The organism is Motilibacter peucedani (genome assembly GCF_003634695.1).
GTDB classification, from domain to species: domain Bacteria; phylum Actinomycetota; class Actinomycetes; order Motilibacterales; family Motilibacteraceae; genus Motilibacter; species Motilibacter peucedani.
Window position 1 is genome coordinate 138,366 of sequence record NZ_RBWV01000012.1, and the last position, 14,221, is coordinate 152,586.

At 74.9% G+C, this 14,221-nt stretch carries 11 protein-coding genes; 10 read left to right on the forward strand and 1 reads right to left on the reverse strand.

Annotation, left to right across the window (positions count from 1 at the left end; all coding sequences use genetic code 11):
* Positions 1 to 35 precede the first annotated feature (35 nt).
* Positions 36 to 2,081 carry a PQQ-dependent sugar dehydrogenase gene (locus CLV35_RS11550; protein WP_231121729.1) on the reverse strand — a complete coding sequence of 682 codons (2,046 nt, stop codon included), beginning with the start codon at positions 2,079 to 2,081 and terminating at the stop codon, positions 36 to 38.
* Between the two features lie 85 nt (positions 2,082 to 2,166).
* Here CLV35_RS11550 and CLV35_RS11555 point away from each other — a divergent pair, with 85 nt between their 5' ends.
* The 10 genes from CLV35_RS11555 to CLV35_RS11600 all read left to right on the forward strand — a co-directional run bounded on the left by CLV35_RS11555 (position 2,167) and on the right by CLV35_RS11600 (position 14,167).
* Positions 2,167 to 4,101, forward strand: coding sequence for a TIGR03960 family B12-binding radical SAM protein (locus tag CLV35_RS11555; protein ID WP_121193648.1), 1,935 nt, complete (start codon positions 2,167 to 2,169; stop codon positions 4,099 to 4,101).
* Entirely contained in the window at positions 4,101 to 4,877 is a 777-nt protein-coding gene (locus CLV35_RS11560; RefSeq protein ID WP_121193649.1) for a TIGR03936 family radical SAM-associated protein, read from the forward strand. Before CLV35_RS11555 ends, CLV35_RS11560 begins: the two co-directional genes overlap by 1 nt.
* Before the next feature lie 147 nt (positions 4,878 to 5,024).
* Complete coding sequence (locus CLV35_RS11565) at positions 5,025 to 8,261, forward strand: Rne/Rng family ribonuclease (protein WP_121193650.1); 3,237 nt, start codon at positions 5,025 to 5,027, stop codon at positions 8,259 to 8,261.
* A 225-nt stretch (positions 8,262 to 8,486) separates the two neighbouring features.
* Positions 8,487 to 8,819, forward strand: coding sequence for a 50S ribosomal protein L21 (rplU, locus tag CLV35_RS11570; RefSeq protein WP_121193651.1), 333 nt, complete (start codon positions 8,487 to 8,489; stop codon positions 8,817 to 8,819).
* 11 nt (positions 8,820 to 8,830) lie between these two features.
* Complete coding sequence (gene rpmA / locus CLV35_RS11575; RefSeq protein ID WP_121193652.1) at positions 8,831 to 9,118, forward strand: 50S ribosomal protein L27; 288 nt, start codon at positions 8,831 to 8,833, stop codon at positions 9,116 to 9,118.
* Positions 9,119 to 9,241: 123 nt separating this feature from the next.
* Entirely contained in the window at positions 9,242 to 10,609 is a 1,368-nt protein-coding gene (gene obgE / locus CLV35_RS11580) for a GTPase ObgE (RefSeq protein ID WP_121193653.1), read from the forward strand.
* Entirely contained in the window at positions 10,609 to 11,739 is a 1,131-nt protein-coding gene (proB, locus tag CLV35_RS11585) for a glutamate 5-kinase (RefSeq protein ID WP_121193654.1), read from the forward strand. The genes obgE and proB overlap by 1 nt, the downstream gene beginning before the upstream one ends.
* 103 nt (positions 11,740 to 11,842) lie before the next feature.
* Positions 11,843 to 12,040, forward strand: coding sequence for a hypothetical protein (locus CLV35_RS11590; RefSeq protein WP_121193655.1), 198 nt, complete (start codon positions 11,843 to 11,845; stop codon positions 12,038 to 12,040).
* Positions 12,040 to 12,879, forward strand: coding sequence for a class I SAM-dependent methyltransferase (locus CLV35_RS11595; protein WP_121193656.1), 840 nt, complete (start codon positions 12,040 to 12,042; stop codon positions 12,877 to 12,879). The genes CLV35_RS11590 and CLV35_RS11595 overlap by 1 nt, the downstream gene beginning before the upstream one ends.
* Before the next feature lie 10 nt (positions 12,880 to 12,889).
* Positions 12,890 to 14,167, forward strand: a complete 1,278-nt coding sequence (locus CLV35_RS11600; RefSeq protein ID WP_121193657.1) for a glutamate-5-semialdehyde dehydrogenase — start codon at positions 12,890 to 12,892, stop codon at positions 14,165 to 14,167.
* Positions 14,168 to 14,221 lie beyond the last annotated feature (54 nt).

Consider the following 14,221-nt stretch of genomic DNA (forward strand, 5'->3'; position numbering starts at 1 on the left):
CACCGACCTGAGGTCACCGACCCGAGGCGGGCGGGTCAGCCGCCCAGCGCCACGTGCAGGACGCGTTCGTCGCTGTTGCCGGCCGTGCTGTCCTTGTCGCCGAGGTTGGTCGTGGTCAGCCAGAGCCCGCCGTCGGCCGCCGGCTCCACCGTACGCAGCCGGCCGTAGGTGCCGACGAGCAGCTGCTGGCGGTCGGTGAGGCTCGTGCCGCTGATGACCTCGCGGTAGAGGCGCTGGCCGCGCGCGCACGCGACGTAGAGGGCGCCGCGCACCACCGCGATCCCGCTGCACGAGCCCTCGGCGACCGGGTAGGTCTGCTTCGGCGCGACCAGCCCGGCGTCGGAGCACCCGGCGCCCGTGGTGCCCTCGCACTGCGGCCAGCCGTAGTTGCCGCCGCGGGCGATCAGGTTGGTCTCGTCCATGACGTTGTTGCCGAACTCCTGCTCCCACAGCCGGCCCTGCGCGTCGAACGCGAGCCCCTGGGGATTGCGGTGGCCGTAGCTCCAGACGTAGCTGCCGAACGGGTTGTCGGCCGGCACGCCGCCGGTCGGCGTCAGGCGCAGCACCTTGCCGTTGAGCGAGCCGGTGCCGGTCAGCCGCTGGGCGTAGGCGCCGTTCTGGGCGTCGCCGGTCGAGGCGTAGAGCATGCCGTCGGGGCCGAACCGCAGCCGGCCGCCGTTGTGGTACTTGTTGCGCAGGATCCCGGTGAGCAGCACCTGCTCGCCGGCGACGTCGAGCTTCCCGCCGGTGTAGGGCACCCGCACGATGCGGTTGTCGGTCGCCGTCGAGTGCATGACGTAGAGCCAGTGGTCGCTGGCGAAGCTGGGCGAGACCGCGAGGCCGAGCAGGCCGCCCTCGCCGCCGGTCGACTCGACCCCTGGGAGCGTCCCGAGCGAGGTCGTCGTGCCCGTGGCCGGGTCGAGGCGGACGACCTGGTGGGCGTCGCGCCGCGCGTAGAGCACCGAGCCGTCGGGCAGCGTGACCAGCCCCCACGGGATGTCGCTGTCGCGGGCCACCTCGGTGACCCCGCAGATCGCGCTGCTGCACGCGCGCCCGGTCGTCGCCGTGACGGCGGCGGACGCGGCCGACACGTTGCCCGCCGCGTCCCTCGCCCGGACCGTCCACGAGTAGCGCTGGAGCGGCGCCAGCCCGCTGTCGGTGTACGCGGTGGTGCCTCCCGGCACGGTGGCGACCGTCGCGCCGTCGCGAGCCACGACGTACGCCGTCACGCCGACGTCGTCGCTGGACGCGCGCCACCCGAGCGTCACGGAGGTGCCGTCGACGGTCGCGGTCAGCGAGGTGGGAGCACTGGGCGGCGTGGTGTCGCTGCCGCAGCGCGGCGGCGTGACGGTCAGCGTCGGGCTGGCCTGCGAGACGTTGCCGGCAGCATCTCGGGCGTCGACGTACCAGCCGTAGGCGACCCCCGGCGTGACCGCCACCGTCACGGGTGCTGCGGCCACGCTGGTGACGAGCTGGCCGTCGTGGAAGACGTCGTAGGCGGTGACCGCGACGTCGTCGGAGGCGGCCGACCAGTCGAGCGTGACCGCGGAGCAGCTGAGCCCCGAGGCGCGCAGGGCGGTGGGGGAGGTGGGCGGCGTGGTGTCGGGGCCGCGCCGCCAGGTCTGGTTGCCGCGCCCGTGGCAGGTCCACACGCCGACCGCCGAGCCCGCGGCGGTGCGCGCCTGGAGCACGTCGAGGCAGAGGCTCGCGGCGGCGTTGACGAGCGTGCCGCCCGAGGTCAGCGTCCAGCGCTGGGCGGGCGACCCCGTGCAGGCCGCGACCTCGACCGCCACGCCGCGGGCCGTCGACCCGCCGGCCGGCTGTGCGCAGCGGCTGCCGGCGAAGACGCGCAGCGTGCCGTCGGACGGCAGGGTCCACCGCTGGTTGGCGGTGCCGTGGCAGTCCCAGACGATGAGCGGCGTGCCGGCCGTCGTCGAGCCGCGGTAGACGTCGAGGCAGCGCCCCGACGCCGCGCCGACCAGGGTGGTGCCGGGAGTCGCGGCGTCGGCCACCCCCGCCCAGGTGAGGCCGCTGACGAGCACGGCGAGCAGGGCGGTGATCACGGTCCCACGACGGCGCACAGGACACCTCCAGTCGGGGACGAGTATGCACCGGTCTGAACTACCCTGGACCCGCACGCCCGCAGTCGAGGAGAAGGCCCACACCATGCCCGTCGCGTCCGTCTTCCCGCAGCTCGAGCAGCTGCTCACACGGGTGCAGAAGCCGGTGCAGTACGTCGGTGGCGAGCTCAACGCGCAGGTCAAGGACTGGGACGCCGCCACGGTCCGCTGGGCGCTGATGTACCCCGACGCCTACGAGGTCGGCCTGCCCAACCAGGGCCTGCAGATCCTCTACGAGGTGCTCAACGAGCAGCCCGACGTCCTCGCCGAGCGCACCTACAGCGTGTGGCCCGACCTCGAGGCGCTGATGCGCGAGCACGCCGTCCCGCAGTTCACCGTCGACGCCCACCGCCCGGTCGGCGCGTTCGACCTGTTCGGCATCTCGTTCGCGACCGAGCTCGGCTACACCAACATGCTGGCCGCGCTCGACCTCGCCGGCATCCCGCTCTCCGCGGCCGACCGCGACGAGTCGCACCCCGTCGTGGTCGCAGGTGGTCACGCCGCCTTCAACCCGGAGCCCATCGCCGAGTTCATCGACGCGGCGGTCCTGGGTGACGGCGAGGAGGCCGTGCTCCTGATCTCCGCGATCGTGCGCGACTGGAAGGCCGAGGGCCGCCCCGGCGGTCGCGAGGAGCTGCTCTTCCGCCTGGCGCAGACGGGCAACCTCTACGTACCACGCTTCTACGACGTCGACTACCTCCCCGACGGCCGCATCCAGCGCGTGGTGCCCAACCGCTCCGGCGTGCCGTGGCGCGTCAGCAAGCACACGGTCATGGACCTCGACTCGTGGCCCTACCCCAAGCAGCCCCTGGTGCCGCTGGCCGAGACCGTGCACGAGCGCATGAGCGTCGAGGTGTTCCGCGGCTGCACGCGGGGTTGCCGCTTCTGCCAGGCCGGCATGATCACGCGCCCGGTGCGCGAGCGCAGCATCACCACGATCGGCGAGATGGTCGACGCCGGGCTGAAGGCGACCGGCTTCCAGGAGGTCGGCCTGCTCTCGCTCTCGAGCGCCGACCACACCGAGATCGCCGAGGTGACCAAGGGCCTCGCCGACCGCTACGAGGGCACCAACACCTCGCTCTCGCTGCCGAGCACCCGCGTCGACGCCTTCAACATCGACCTGGCCAACGAGCTGACCCGCAACGGGCGGCGCTCGGGGCTGACCTTCGCCCCCGAGGGCGGCACCGACCGCATGCGCCAGGTCATCAACAAGATGGTGACCGAGGACGACCTGATCGCGACGGTCGCCGCGGCCTACGGCGCCGGCTGGCGCCAGGTCAAGCTCTACTTCATGTGCGGGCTGCCGACCGAGACCGACGAGGACGTCGTCGCCATCGCCCGGGTCGCCAAGCGCGTGATCGAGACCGGGCGCCAGGTGAGCGGCACCCGCGACATCCGGTGCACCGTCTCGATCGGCGGGTTCGTGCCCAAGCCGCACACGCCGTTCCAGTGGGCGGGGCAGCTCGACCACGAGACCACCGACGCCCGCCTGCTCAAGCTGCGCGACGCGATCCGCGCCGACCGCAACTACGCCAAGGCCATCGGCTTCCGCTACCACGACGGCAAGCCGGGCATCGTCGAGGGCCTGCTCTCGCGCGGCGACCGCCGCGTCGGTGCGGTCATCCGCCGGGTCTACGAGCTCGGCGGGCGGTTCGACGGCTGGAGCGAGCACTTCTCCTACGACCGGTGGATGGGCGCCGCGGCCGAGGTCCTCGCAGACGGCCCCGTCGACGTCGACTGGTTCACCCTGCGCGAGCGCGAGCAGCTCGAGGTCCTGCCCTGGGACCACCTCGACTCGGGGCTCGACAAGGAGTGGCTCTGGCAGGACTGGCAGGACGCGATCGACCCCGACGGCGGCGTCGAGGTCGACGACTGCCGCTGGAACCCGTGCTTCGACTGCGGCGTGTGCCCGCAGATGGGGACCGAGATCCAGGTCGGCCCGACCGGCCAGAAGCTGCTGCCGCTCACCGTGGTCGGCTGATGCCCCGGCAGCCCGAGGGGCCGCCGCCCCCTCCCGCGGTGCAGAAGCTGCGCATCCGGTGGGCCAAGCGCGGCCGGCTGCGCTTCACCAGCCACCGCGACTTCCAGCGCGCCTTCGAGCGGGCGGTGCGCCGCGCCGGGCTGCCGGTCGCCTACTCCGCCGGCTTCAACCCGCACCCCAAGATCTCCTACGCCAACGCCGCGCCGACCGGCACGGCGAGCGAGGCCGAGTACGTCGAGGTCTCGGTCGCCGAGCGCGTCGACCCCGAGGCGGTGCGCCTGGCGGTCGACACCGCGCTGCCGCCCGGTCTCGACGTGCTCGAGGTCGTCGAGGCCGGGCCCGGCTCGCTCGCCGACCGGCTCGAGGCCTCCGTCTGGCAGATCACGCTGCCGGGCGTCGACCTGGCCGCGGCGCAGGCCGCCGCGACCGCCTTCCTCGCTGCGCCCGAGGTGCTGGTCGAGAGGCTGACGAAGGACGGCGTACGCAGCTTCGACGCCCGCGGCGCGGTGGCGCGGCTCGCCGTCGGTCCCGGTCCGGAGGCCGGTGGCGACCCGTGTGCGATACTCGGCGTGGTCGTACGGCACGGGACGCCGACCGTTCGACCCGACGATGTCCTCTCCGGACTCCGCCGAGTGGCTGAGCTCGTGCCGCCTGCGCCGCCGATCGCGGTGCGGCTGGCGCAGGGGCCGTTCGACGAGCAGTCCGGCGCGGTGGGCGACCCGCTCTCCGTCGACAGGGACCTCGCCGGCGCACCCGGACTCGCTCGAGGAGCCTGACAGCGGCAGCGTGCCGCCAGCTCCGACCTGCGGTGCACCGGTGCGCGTCCCCACAGGCTTCCGCTCGGTCCGACACCCGGTCCGGGCGGCACGACATGCTCCTGCGCGGCGTCCAGACGCCCGGGAGCCGAAGACGGAGCGGCCCTCATGGTCGAGAACGACAGCACCACCGACACCACGGGTACGCCTGTGGCCGGCGACGAGCCGGCCGCGGCCGCCCGACCCGCGCCCCGGCGCCGCCGGGCGGCCAGCCGCCCGGCCGGTCCGCCGGCCGAGACCAGCGGCGAGCAGCCTGCTGCGGCTGCCGAGCCTGCAGCGGCTGCTGAGCCGGCTGCGGCTGCTGAGCCGGCTGCTGCCGAGGCGCCGACGGGTGACGCGCCCGCCGCCGCGGAGCAGCCCGCCCCGCGCACCCGTGCCCCCCGCAAGGCGGCGACGAAGACAGCGACCAAGCGCGCCAGCAAGAAGGCCGTGGCGCCCACCGAGCTGCAGCCGCTCGCCGAGGAGGCGTCCGCCGAGCTGCCGGCGACGGTCGCCGAGGTCGTGACGGCGGAGCCGGCCGCGCCCGCCGCGCCCGCCGTGGAGCCGGCCGCCGAGGAGGCGCCCGCCCCTCGCGCCCGCCGCACCCGGAAGACGGCCGCCAAGAAGGCGGCCCCCTCGACCCCGCCGGCCGCCGACGAGTCGCCCGCTGACGACTCCGCCGTCGAGCCGGCCGCCGAGCTGCGCCCGGAGCCTGCCGTCGAGCTCCCCGCCACCGAGCTCTCTGCCGACGCCCTGCCCGCCGACGCCCTGCCCGCCGACGAGGACACCGCCGAGGAGGACACCGCCGGGGAGGGGACTGGCGCTCCGGCGCCCGCCGCCGAGCCGGTCGTGCCCGCGGTGCTCTTCCAGCCCCCGGTCGACCCCGAGGTCCCGGAGCCCGCGCGTCCGCGCCGCCGCCGCCGGGCCACCGCCGAGGCCGGCCCCGCCCGCGAGGCCGCCCCCGCAGTGGCGGACGCCGCGGCGGCCGACGGGACGGCTGCGGCCGCGCAGGCCCCAGCCGCTGAGGCGCCCGACGCCGGCGACGCGGCCGATGCGGCCGACGCGGCCGATGCGGCCGACGCGGCCGTCGCCGGGGAGGCTGCACCGCGCACCCGTGGTGGCCGTCGCCGCCGCGCCACGCGCGGCCAGGGCGCCGCCGAGCTCGGCACCACGATCGACCCGGTCGCCGAGCAGGCGGTCGCCGCCGCCGAGGTGCTCCTCGACGCTGCGGGCGACGACACCGCCGCGACCGGTGCCGCGGGCGACGCGACCAGCGCCGACGAGCTGGTCGACGCGCTGCTCACCGGGGACGCACCGGCCGAGGGCACGTCCGACGCGGACACCGCCGAGGGCGAGCAGGACGACGACGAGCAGCCCGACGGCGGCCGGCGACGCCGCCGCCGCGGCGGCCGCGGCCGGCGCAGCCGCAACCGCGGCGAGGGCGAGCAGGACGAGGCGGCCGACGAGGACGGCACCGAGCGCACCTCCCCGACGGCCGCGTTCGTCGCGCCGGAAGCGGCCGAGCCGGCCGAGGGCGACGCCGGCGAGGGCGCGGAGGCCGACGCGGACACCGACTCGGACGACGAGGGCGCCGGTGGCTCGCGCCGTCGCCGCCGTCGTCGCCGCAGGGGCGGGTCCGACGACACCGAGGCCGCGGTCGAGGAGACCGAGCGCCCGGCGCGCTCGCGCGAGTCGCGCCGCTCGCGCTCGCGCGACGACGGCGACGAGGTGCAGTCGCTGCGCGGCTCCACGCGCCTCGAGGCCAAGAAGCAGCGCCGCCGCGAGGGGCGCGAGCTCGGCCGCAGGCGTACCCCGCTGCTCACCGAGGCCGAGTTCCTGGCGCGCCGCGAGGCCGTCGAGCGGACCATGGTCGTGCGCCAGCGCGGCAAGCGCACGCAGATCGCGGTGCTCGAGGACGGCATGCTCGTCGAGCACTACATCGACAACGGCGACAGCGGCAGCCTGGTCGGCAACGTGTTCCTCGGCCGGGTGCAGAACGTGCTCCCGAGCATGGAGGCCGCGTTCCTCGACCTCGGCAAGGGCCGCAACGCGGTGCTCTACGCCGGCGAGGTCAACTGGGACGCCGTCGGCATGGAGGGCCAGCCCAAGCGCATCGAGCTCGCTCTCAAGAGCGGCGACCCGGTGCTGGTGCAGGTCACCAAGGACCCGATCGGCCACAAGGGCGCCCGGCTCACCAGCCAGATCTCGCTGCCTGGCCGCTTCCTGGTCTACGTGCCCGGGGGCTCCATGACCGGCATCAGCCGCAAGCTGCCCGAGAACGAGCGCACGCGGCTCAAGTCGATCCTGCGCCGGGTCGTGCCCGAGGACGCGGGCGTCATCGTGCGCACCGCGGCCGAGGGGGCCAGCGAGGAGGACATCGCGGCCGACGTCGCGCGCCTGCAGGAGCAGTGGGAGCAGATCCAGAAGGCCGCCTCCACCGCCTCGGCGCCCGCGCTGCTCCACGGCGAGCCCGACCTCACCGTGCGCGTGCTGCGCGACGTCTTCAACGAGGACTTCCGCAAGGTGGTCGTCTCGGGCGACGGCGCGTGGAGCACGGTCGAGCCCTACATCCGCTCGGTCGCTCCTGAGCTCGCCGACCGCGTCGAGAGGTGGACCGGCTCCGGCGACGCCTTCGCCGCCCACCGCATCGACGAGCAGCTGGTCAAGGCGCTCGACCGCAAGGTGTTCCTGCCCTCGGGCGGCTCGCTGGTCATCGACCGCACCGAGGCGATGGTCGTGGTCGACGTCAACACGGGCCGGTTCACCGGCAAGGGCGGCGGCAACCTCGAGGAGACCGTCACCAAGAACAACCTCGAGGCCGCCGAGGAGATCGTCCGCCAGCTCCGGCTGCGCGACATGGGCGGGATCATCGTGATCGACTTCATCGACATGGTGCTCGAGAGCAACCGCGACCTCGTGATGCGACGCCTGCTCGAGTGCCTCGGCCGCGACCGCACCAAGCACCAGGTCGCCGAGGTCACCTCGCTCGGGCTGGTGCAGATGACGCGCAAGCGGGTCGGCACCGGGCTGCTCGAGGCCTTCTCCGAGCCCTGCGAGCACTGCAAGGGCCGCGGCGTCATCGTCCACCTCGACGGCGGCGCAGAGGCACACGAGCAGGAGCAGCGGCGCCGCCCGATGGTCGTGCCCGGGGCGCCGCCGTCGCCCGCGCTGCTCGCGCCGGTGCCGCCCCCCGCTGCGGCCGGTGCGCAGGCGCCCGACGTCGCCTCCGACCCCGTCGCTGCGGAGGACCCGGTGTCGGAGGTCCAGCCCGAGACCGCGCCGGAGCCCGAGACGGCGCCTGCGGCCGAACAGGCCGTCGACGAGGGCCGGCCGCAGCGCCGGCGCCGGCGCGCGACGCGTCCTTAGCCGGCGGCTGGGCAGCCAGCACGAGCGGAGGCGGGACGCCGCCCCCCGGGTTTGACCCCGGGCGGCGGCGTTCCGTACTCTGAGCAGACGGTGCGCCTGTGGCGCGCCACCCCGCGCCTGCGCTGCGCCGGGTTCCCGAGCGACACCCGACCTCGTCGGACGCTGGTGGAGCACGGCCGTGCGTGTCCCGCCGCGGGGCCGTCAGATGTGAGAGTGAGTCCCAGGGTGTACGCGATCGTTCGCGCCGGTGGCCGCCAGGAGAAGGTCGCTGTCGGCGACCTCGTCGTCCTCGACCGTGTGGCCGGCGAGCCCGGGTCGTCGCTGCAGCTGCAGCCGCTCCTGCTCGTCGACGGTGAGACCATCACCTCCGACGCTGCGGCTCTGTCCGGCGTCACCGTGACCGCCGAGGTGGTCGACCACCGCAAGGGTGTCAAGATCGACATCCTGCGCTACAAGAACAAGACCGGCTACCGCCGCCGCCAGGGCTACCGCAGCTCGCTGACGGCGGTCAAGGTCACCGGCATCGAGACCGCTGCATCCGTCGAGACTGCGAACTAGGGGCTGGCGACATGGCACACAAGAAGGGCGCGTCCTCGACCCGCAACGGTCGTGACTCCAACGCGCAGTACCTCGGCGTCAAGCGCTACGGCGGCCAGCTCGTCAACGCCGGCGAGATCCTCGTCCGCCAGCGCGGCACGCACTTCCACCCCGGCCTCGGCGTCGGCCGCGGCAAGGACGACACGCTGTTCGCGCTCGTCCCGGGCCACGTGAAGTTCGGCCAGCGCCGCGAGCGCCGGGTGATCGACATCGTCCCCGCGGTCGAGGTCACCAACCTCGTCGACCCGCTGGCGAAGTAGCTCCCCAGCGCACGAGTTCACAGCGAGGGGCGGACCGGGGCATCCCCGGTCCGCCCTTCTGCGTTCCACCCGGTGGACGCGGCACCAGCCGCCCCTCCACCACCCCACTGAGAGGTCACCCGCATGACGACGTTCGTCGACCGCGTGGTCCTGCACGCGAGCGCCGGTGACGGCGGGCACGGGTGCGCGTCCATCCACCGCGAGAAGTTCAAGCCGCTCGGCGGCCCCGACGGCGGCAACGGGGGCGACGGCGGCGACATCACCCTCGTCGTCGACCCGCAGGTGACGACGCTGCTCGACTACCACCACGGCCCCCACCGCCGCGCCGACAGCGGCAAGCAGGGCGCCGGCAGCAACCGCGACGGCGCCAACGGCACCGACCTGGTGCTCCCCGTGCCCGACGGCACCGTCGTGAAGTCGCTCGACGGCGAGGTGCTCGCCGACCTCGTGGGCGCCGGTGCGTCCTTCGTCGTCGCCGCCGGCGGCCGCGGCGGGCTCGGCAACGCCGCGCTGGCCTCCACCAAGCGCAAGGCGCCGGGCTTCGCTCTGCTCGGCGAGCCCGGCGACGCCCGCGACGTCGTCCTCGAGCTCAAGATCGTCGCCGACGTCGCCCTGGTCGGCTTCCCCAGCGCCGGGAAGTCCTCGCTGGTCGGTGCCCTCTCCGCGGCCAAGCCGAAGATCGCCGACTACCCCTTCACCACCCTGGTGCCCAACCTCGGCGTCGTGATGGCCGGCGAGGCCCGCTTCACCGTGGCCGACGTGCCCGGCCTGATCCCGGGCGCCAGCGAGGGCAAGGGGCTGGGCCTGGAGTTCCTGCGCCACGTCGAGCGCTGCCTCGCCCTCGTCCACGTGCTCGACTGCGCGACGCTCGAGCCCGGCCGCGACCCGCTCAGCGACCTCGACACCATCGAGGCCGAGCTCGCCGCCTACGGCGGACTCGCCGACCGCCCCCGCATGGTGGCGCTCAACAAGGTCGACGTCCCCGAGGCGCGCGAGCTGGCCGAGATGGTGCGCGGCGACCTCGAGGCCCGGGGCCTGGAAGTGCACATCGTCTCGGCGGCCAGTCGCGAGGGCCTGCGCGAGCTGACCTTCGCCATGGCCAAGGTCGTCGCCGAGGCGCGGGCCGCGCTGCCCGAGCCCGAGGCGCAGCGCATCGTGCTGCGGCCGCGGGGCCACAAGGCGGTCGAGTTCACCGTCACGAGCGAGGGCGACAGCTACCGCGTGCGCGGCGACAAGCCGTGGCGCTGGGTGCGCCAGACCGACTTCTCCAACGACGAGGCCGTCGGCTTCCTCGCCGACCGGCTGGCCAAGCTCGGCGTGGAGGCCGCCCTCGTCGAGCAGGGCGCCCAGCCCGGCGACGAGGTCATCATCGGCGAGGGCGACGGCGCCGTCGTCTTCGACTGGGAGCCCAGCATCGAGGCCGGCGCCGAGCTGCTGCACGGCCGCCGCGGGCACGACCTGCGCCTCGAGGGCGAGAGCCGGCGCCGCTGATGCAGCCCGAGCTCGCCGGACGCGGCGCGGTGGCCTCCGCCGCCCGCGTCGTCGTCAAGGTGGGCTCGTCGTCGCTGACCACCACCGACGGCGAGCTCGACGACCTGCGCATCCGCGCCCTGGCCGACGCGCTCGCCGCCCGCCGGCTGGCCGGCTGCGACGTGGTGCTGGTGAGCTCGGGCGCGATCGCGGCGGGGATGCGCCCGCTGGGGCTCACCCGGCGCCCCGGCGACCTGGCCACCAAGCAGGCGGCGGCCAGCGTGGGGCAGGGGCTGCTCGTCCACCGCTACACCGAAGCGTTCGCCCGCCACGGCGTACCGGTGGGGCAGGTGCTGCTGACCGTCGAGGACGTGATCCGCCGCGCGCACTACCGCAACGCGCACCGTACGCTGACCCGCCTGTTCGCCCTGGGCGCGGTCCCGGTGGTCAACGAGAACGACACGGTCGCGACCGCGGAGATCCGCTTCGGCGAGAACGACCGGCTCGCCGCCCTCGTGGCGCAGCTGGTGCAGGCCGACGCGCTGGTGCTGCTCAGCGACGTCGACGCGCTCTACGACACCGACCCGCGCAAGCCCGGCGCCCGCCGCGTCGACTCCGTGACCGACTGGTCGCAGCTCGACGGGCTCGACCTCGGCGGCGTCGGCTCGGGCGTCGGGTCCGGCGGCATGGTCACCAAGGTCGAGTCGGCCCGCATGGCCACCGCCTCGGGCATCCCCACGCTGCTGACCTCCGCTGCGCAGGCCGCCGAGGCGCTCTCGGGCGGCCCCGTCGGCACGCTGTTCGCCGCGGTCGGGCCCCGGCGCCCGGCCCGCCTGCTGTGGCTGGAGCACGCGACTGCGACCCGCGGGCGGCTGGTCCTCGACGCCGGCGCCGTGCGCGCGGTGGTCGAGCGCCAGGCCTCGCTGCTCCCGGCCGGCGTGGTCGGGCTCGCCGGCGACTTCGCCGCCGGCGACCCGGTCGAGCTGGTCGACGAGGCCGGCGCGGTGGTGGCCCGCGGCCTGGTCAACTTCGACGCCTCCGAGCTGCCCGCGCTGCTCGGCCGCACGACCCACGAGCTCGCCGCCGAGCTCGGCCCGGCCTACGAGCGCGAGCTGGTGCACCGCGACGACCTCGTGGTGCTGCGGCCCTAGCCCCGCGGCCCGGTCGGCCCGTCCACGAGCAGGTTTCGCCCGCGGCACCCGGAGCAGGATCCGGGGGACCGACGAGCAGGACGAGAGCTCTGGAGGACCCCGCATGACGAGCGCACCGGACGAACCCACGCTGGGCGACGTGCTGGAGCCCACCGAGGGCGCCTACCGCGACCGCCACGAGCACGGCAAGGCGCCGGCCCACCCGAACGACGACGCCCTGGCCCACCGCACAGAGCAGGAGCGGGTCGAGGCCGGCATCGAGGACTACGACCCCGACCAGGTGCCGCCCGCGGCCGAGTAGTGGCTGACGACGGCGAGGCCGCGCCGCCCGGCGCCGCCGGGCTGTTCGACCGCGTCGCCGACACCTACGACCAGGTCGGCGTCCCGTGGTTCGGCCCGATCGCCGAAGGGCTGGTCGAGCAGCTCGCGCCCCGGTCCGGCGAGCACGCCCTCGACGTCGGCTGCGGTCGCGGGGCGGTCCTGCTCCCGCTCGCCCGGGCCGTGGGAGCGGACGGCTCCGCGGTAGGCATCGACCTCGCCCCCCGCATGGTCGCTGCGGCCGCGCAGGCGGCGCGCGCGGAGCAGCTGCACCACGTCGACGTGCGCGTCGGCGACGCCTCCGCGCCCGAGGTCCCGGCGCGCTCGTTCGACCTGGTCGCCTCCTCGCTCGTGCTCTTCTTCCTCCCGGACCCGCTCGCCGCCGTGCGCGCGTGGGTGCAGCTGCTCCGCCCGGGCGGCCGGCTCGGCGTCTCGACCTTCGGCCCGAACGACCCGCTCTGGGACCGGGTCGACGCCGTCTTCGCGCCCTACCTGCCGCCGGGCCTGCGCGACGCCCGCACCAGCGGGACGCGCGGACCGTTCGGCTCCGACGAGGGCATGGAGCAGCTGCTCGCTGCGGCGGGACTGCGTGCCGTGCGCACCGTCGGCACGACGTGCCCGGTCGTCCTCGCCGGAGCGGACCACTGGTACGAGTTCAGCTGGTCGCACGGCCAGCGCGCGATGTGGGAGGCGGTGCCGCCCGAGCGGCGCGAGGAGGTGCGCGCCGCCGCGTACGCCGTGCTGGAGGAGGGCCGGCGCGCCGACGGCAGCATCCGCTTCGAGCAGCACGTCCGCTACACCCTGGGCTCAGCGCCCCCGTAGGCTGGACGCCATGACCGCGGTCGATGAGCGCACTGACGTCCTCGAGGCAGCCCGACGCGCCAAGGAGGCGAGCGTCGCGCTCGCGCCGCTGGCCCGCGCCCCCAAGGACGCCGCGCTGCACGCCATGGCCGACGCGCTCGAGGCGCGGCTCGACGAGATCCTCGCGGCCAACGCCGACGACGTCGCCCGGGCGCAAGCGAACGGCACGCCGGCCAACCTGGTCGACCGGCTGACCCTGACCGCGAGCCGCGTCGCCGACATGGCGGCCGGCCTGCGCGCCGCCGCGGCGCTGCCCGACCCGGTCGGCGAGGTCGTGCGCGGCTACACCCTGCCCAACGGGCTCGAGGTCCGCCAGGTGCGCGTGCCGCTCGGCGTGGTCGGGATCATCTACGAAGCTCGCCCCAACGTCACCGTCGACGCCGCCGGCCTGTGCCTCAAGTCGGGCAACGCGGCGCTGCTGCGCGGCTCCTCGAGCGCCTACGCCTCCAACACCGCCCTGGTCGCGGTCCTGCGCGACGCGGTCGAGGCCTCGGGGCTGCCGGCCGACTCGGTCGTGCTGGTGCCGGGGGAGTCGCGCGAGTCGGTCAAGCACCTCATGCGCGCCCGCGGCCTGGTCGACGTGCTGATCCCGCGCGGCGGGGCCGACCTGATCCGCTCGGTCGTCGAGGAGTCGACCGTGCCCGTGATCGAGACCGGCGCCGGCAACTGCCACGTCTACGTCGACGCCGAGACCGACGTCGCGATGGCCGTCTCGATCCTGCTCAACTCCAAGACCCAGCGCACCAGCGTGTGCAACGCGGCCGAGACGCTGCTGGTGCACCGCGACGCGGTCGAGGCGTTCCTGCCGGCCGGCATCACCGCGATGACCGGCGCGGGCGTGACCCTGCACGGCGACGAGGCCGTGGTCGCGGCCGCCGCGGAGCTGGGCGTCGAGGCGGTGCCGGCGACCGAGGACGACTGGTACGCCGAGTACTACTCGCTCGACATCGCCGTCCGCGTCGTCGACTCCCTCGACGACGCCGTCGACCACATCCGCCGCTACGGAAGCAGCCACACCGAGGCCATCGTCACCACCTCGCAGGCGGCGGCCAAGCGCTTCGTCGCCCGCGTCGACTCGGCGGCGGTCATGGTCAACGCCTCCACCCGCTTCACCGACGGCGGCGAGTTCGGCTTCGGCGCCGAGATCGGCATCTCGACCCAGAAGCTGCACGCCCGCGGCCCGATGGGCCTGCCCGAGATGACCTCGACGAAGTACGTCGTGGTGGGCGAGGGGCACGTACGCGCCTGATCGCGCCCCTGTGGCACCATGCGGAGGGTTCGAGTCACCGGGTTGAGGAGCAGG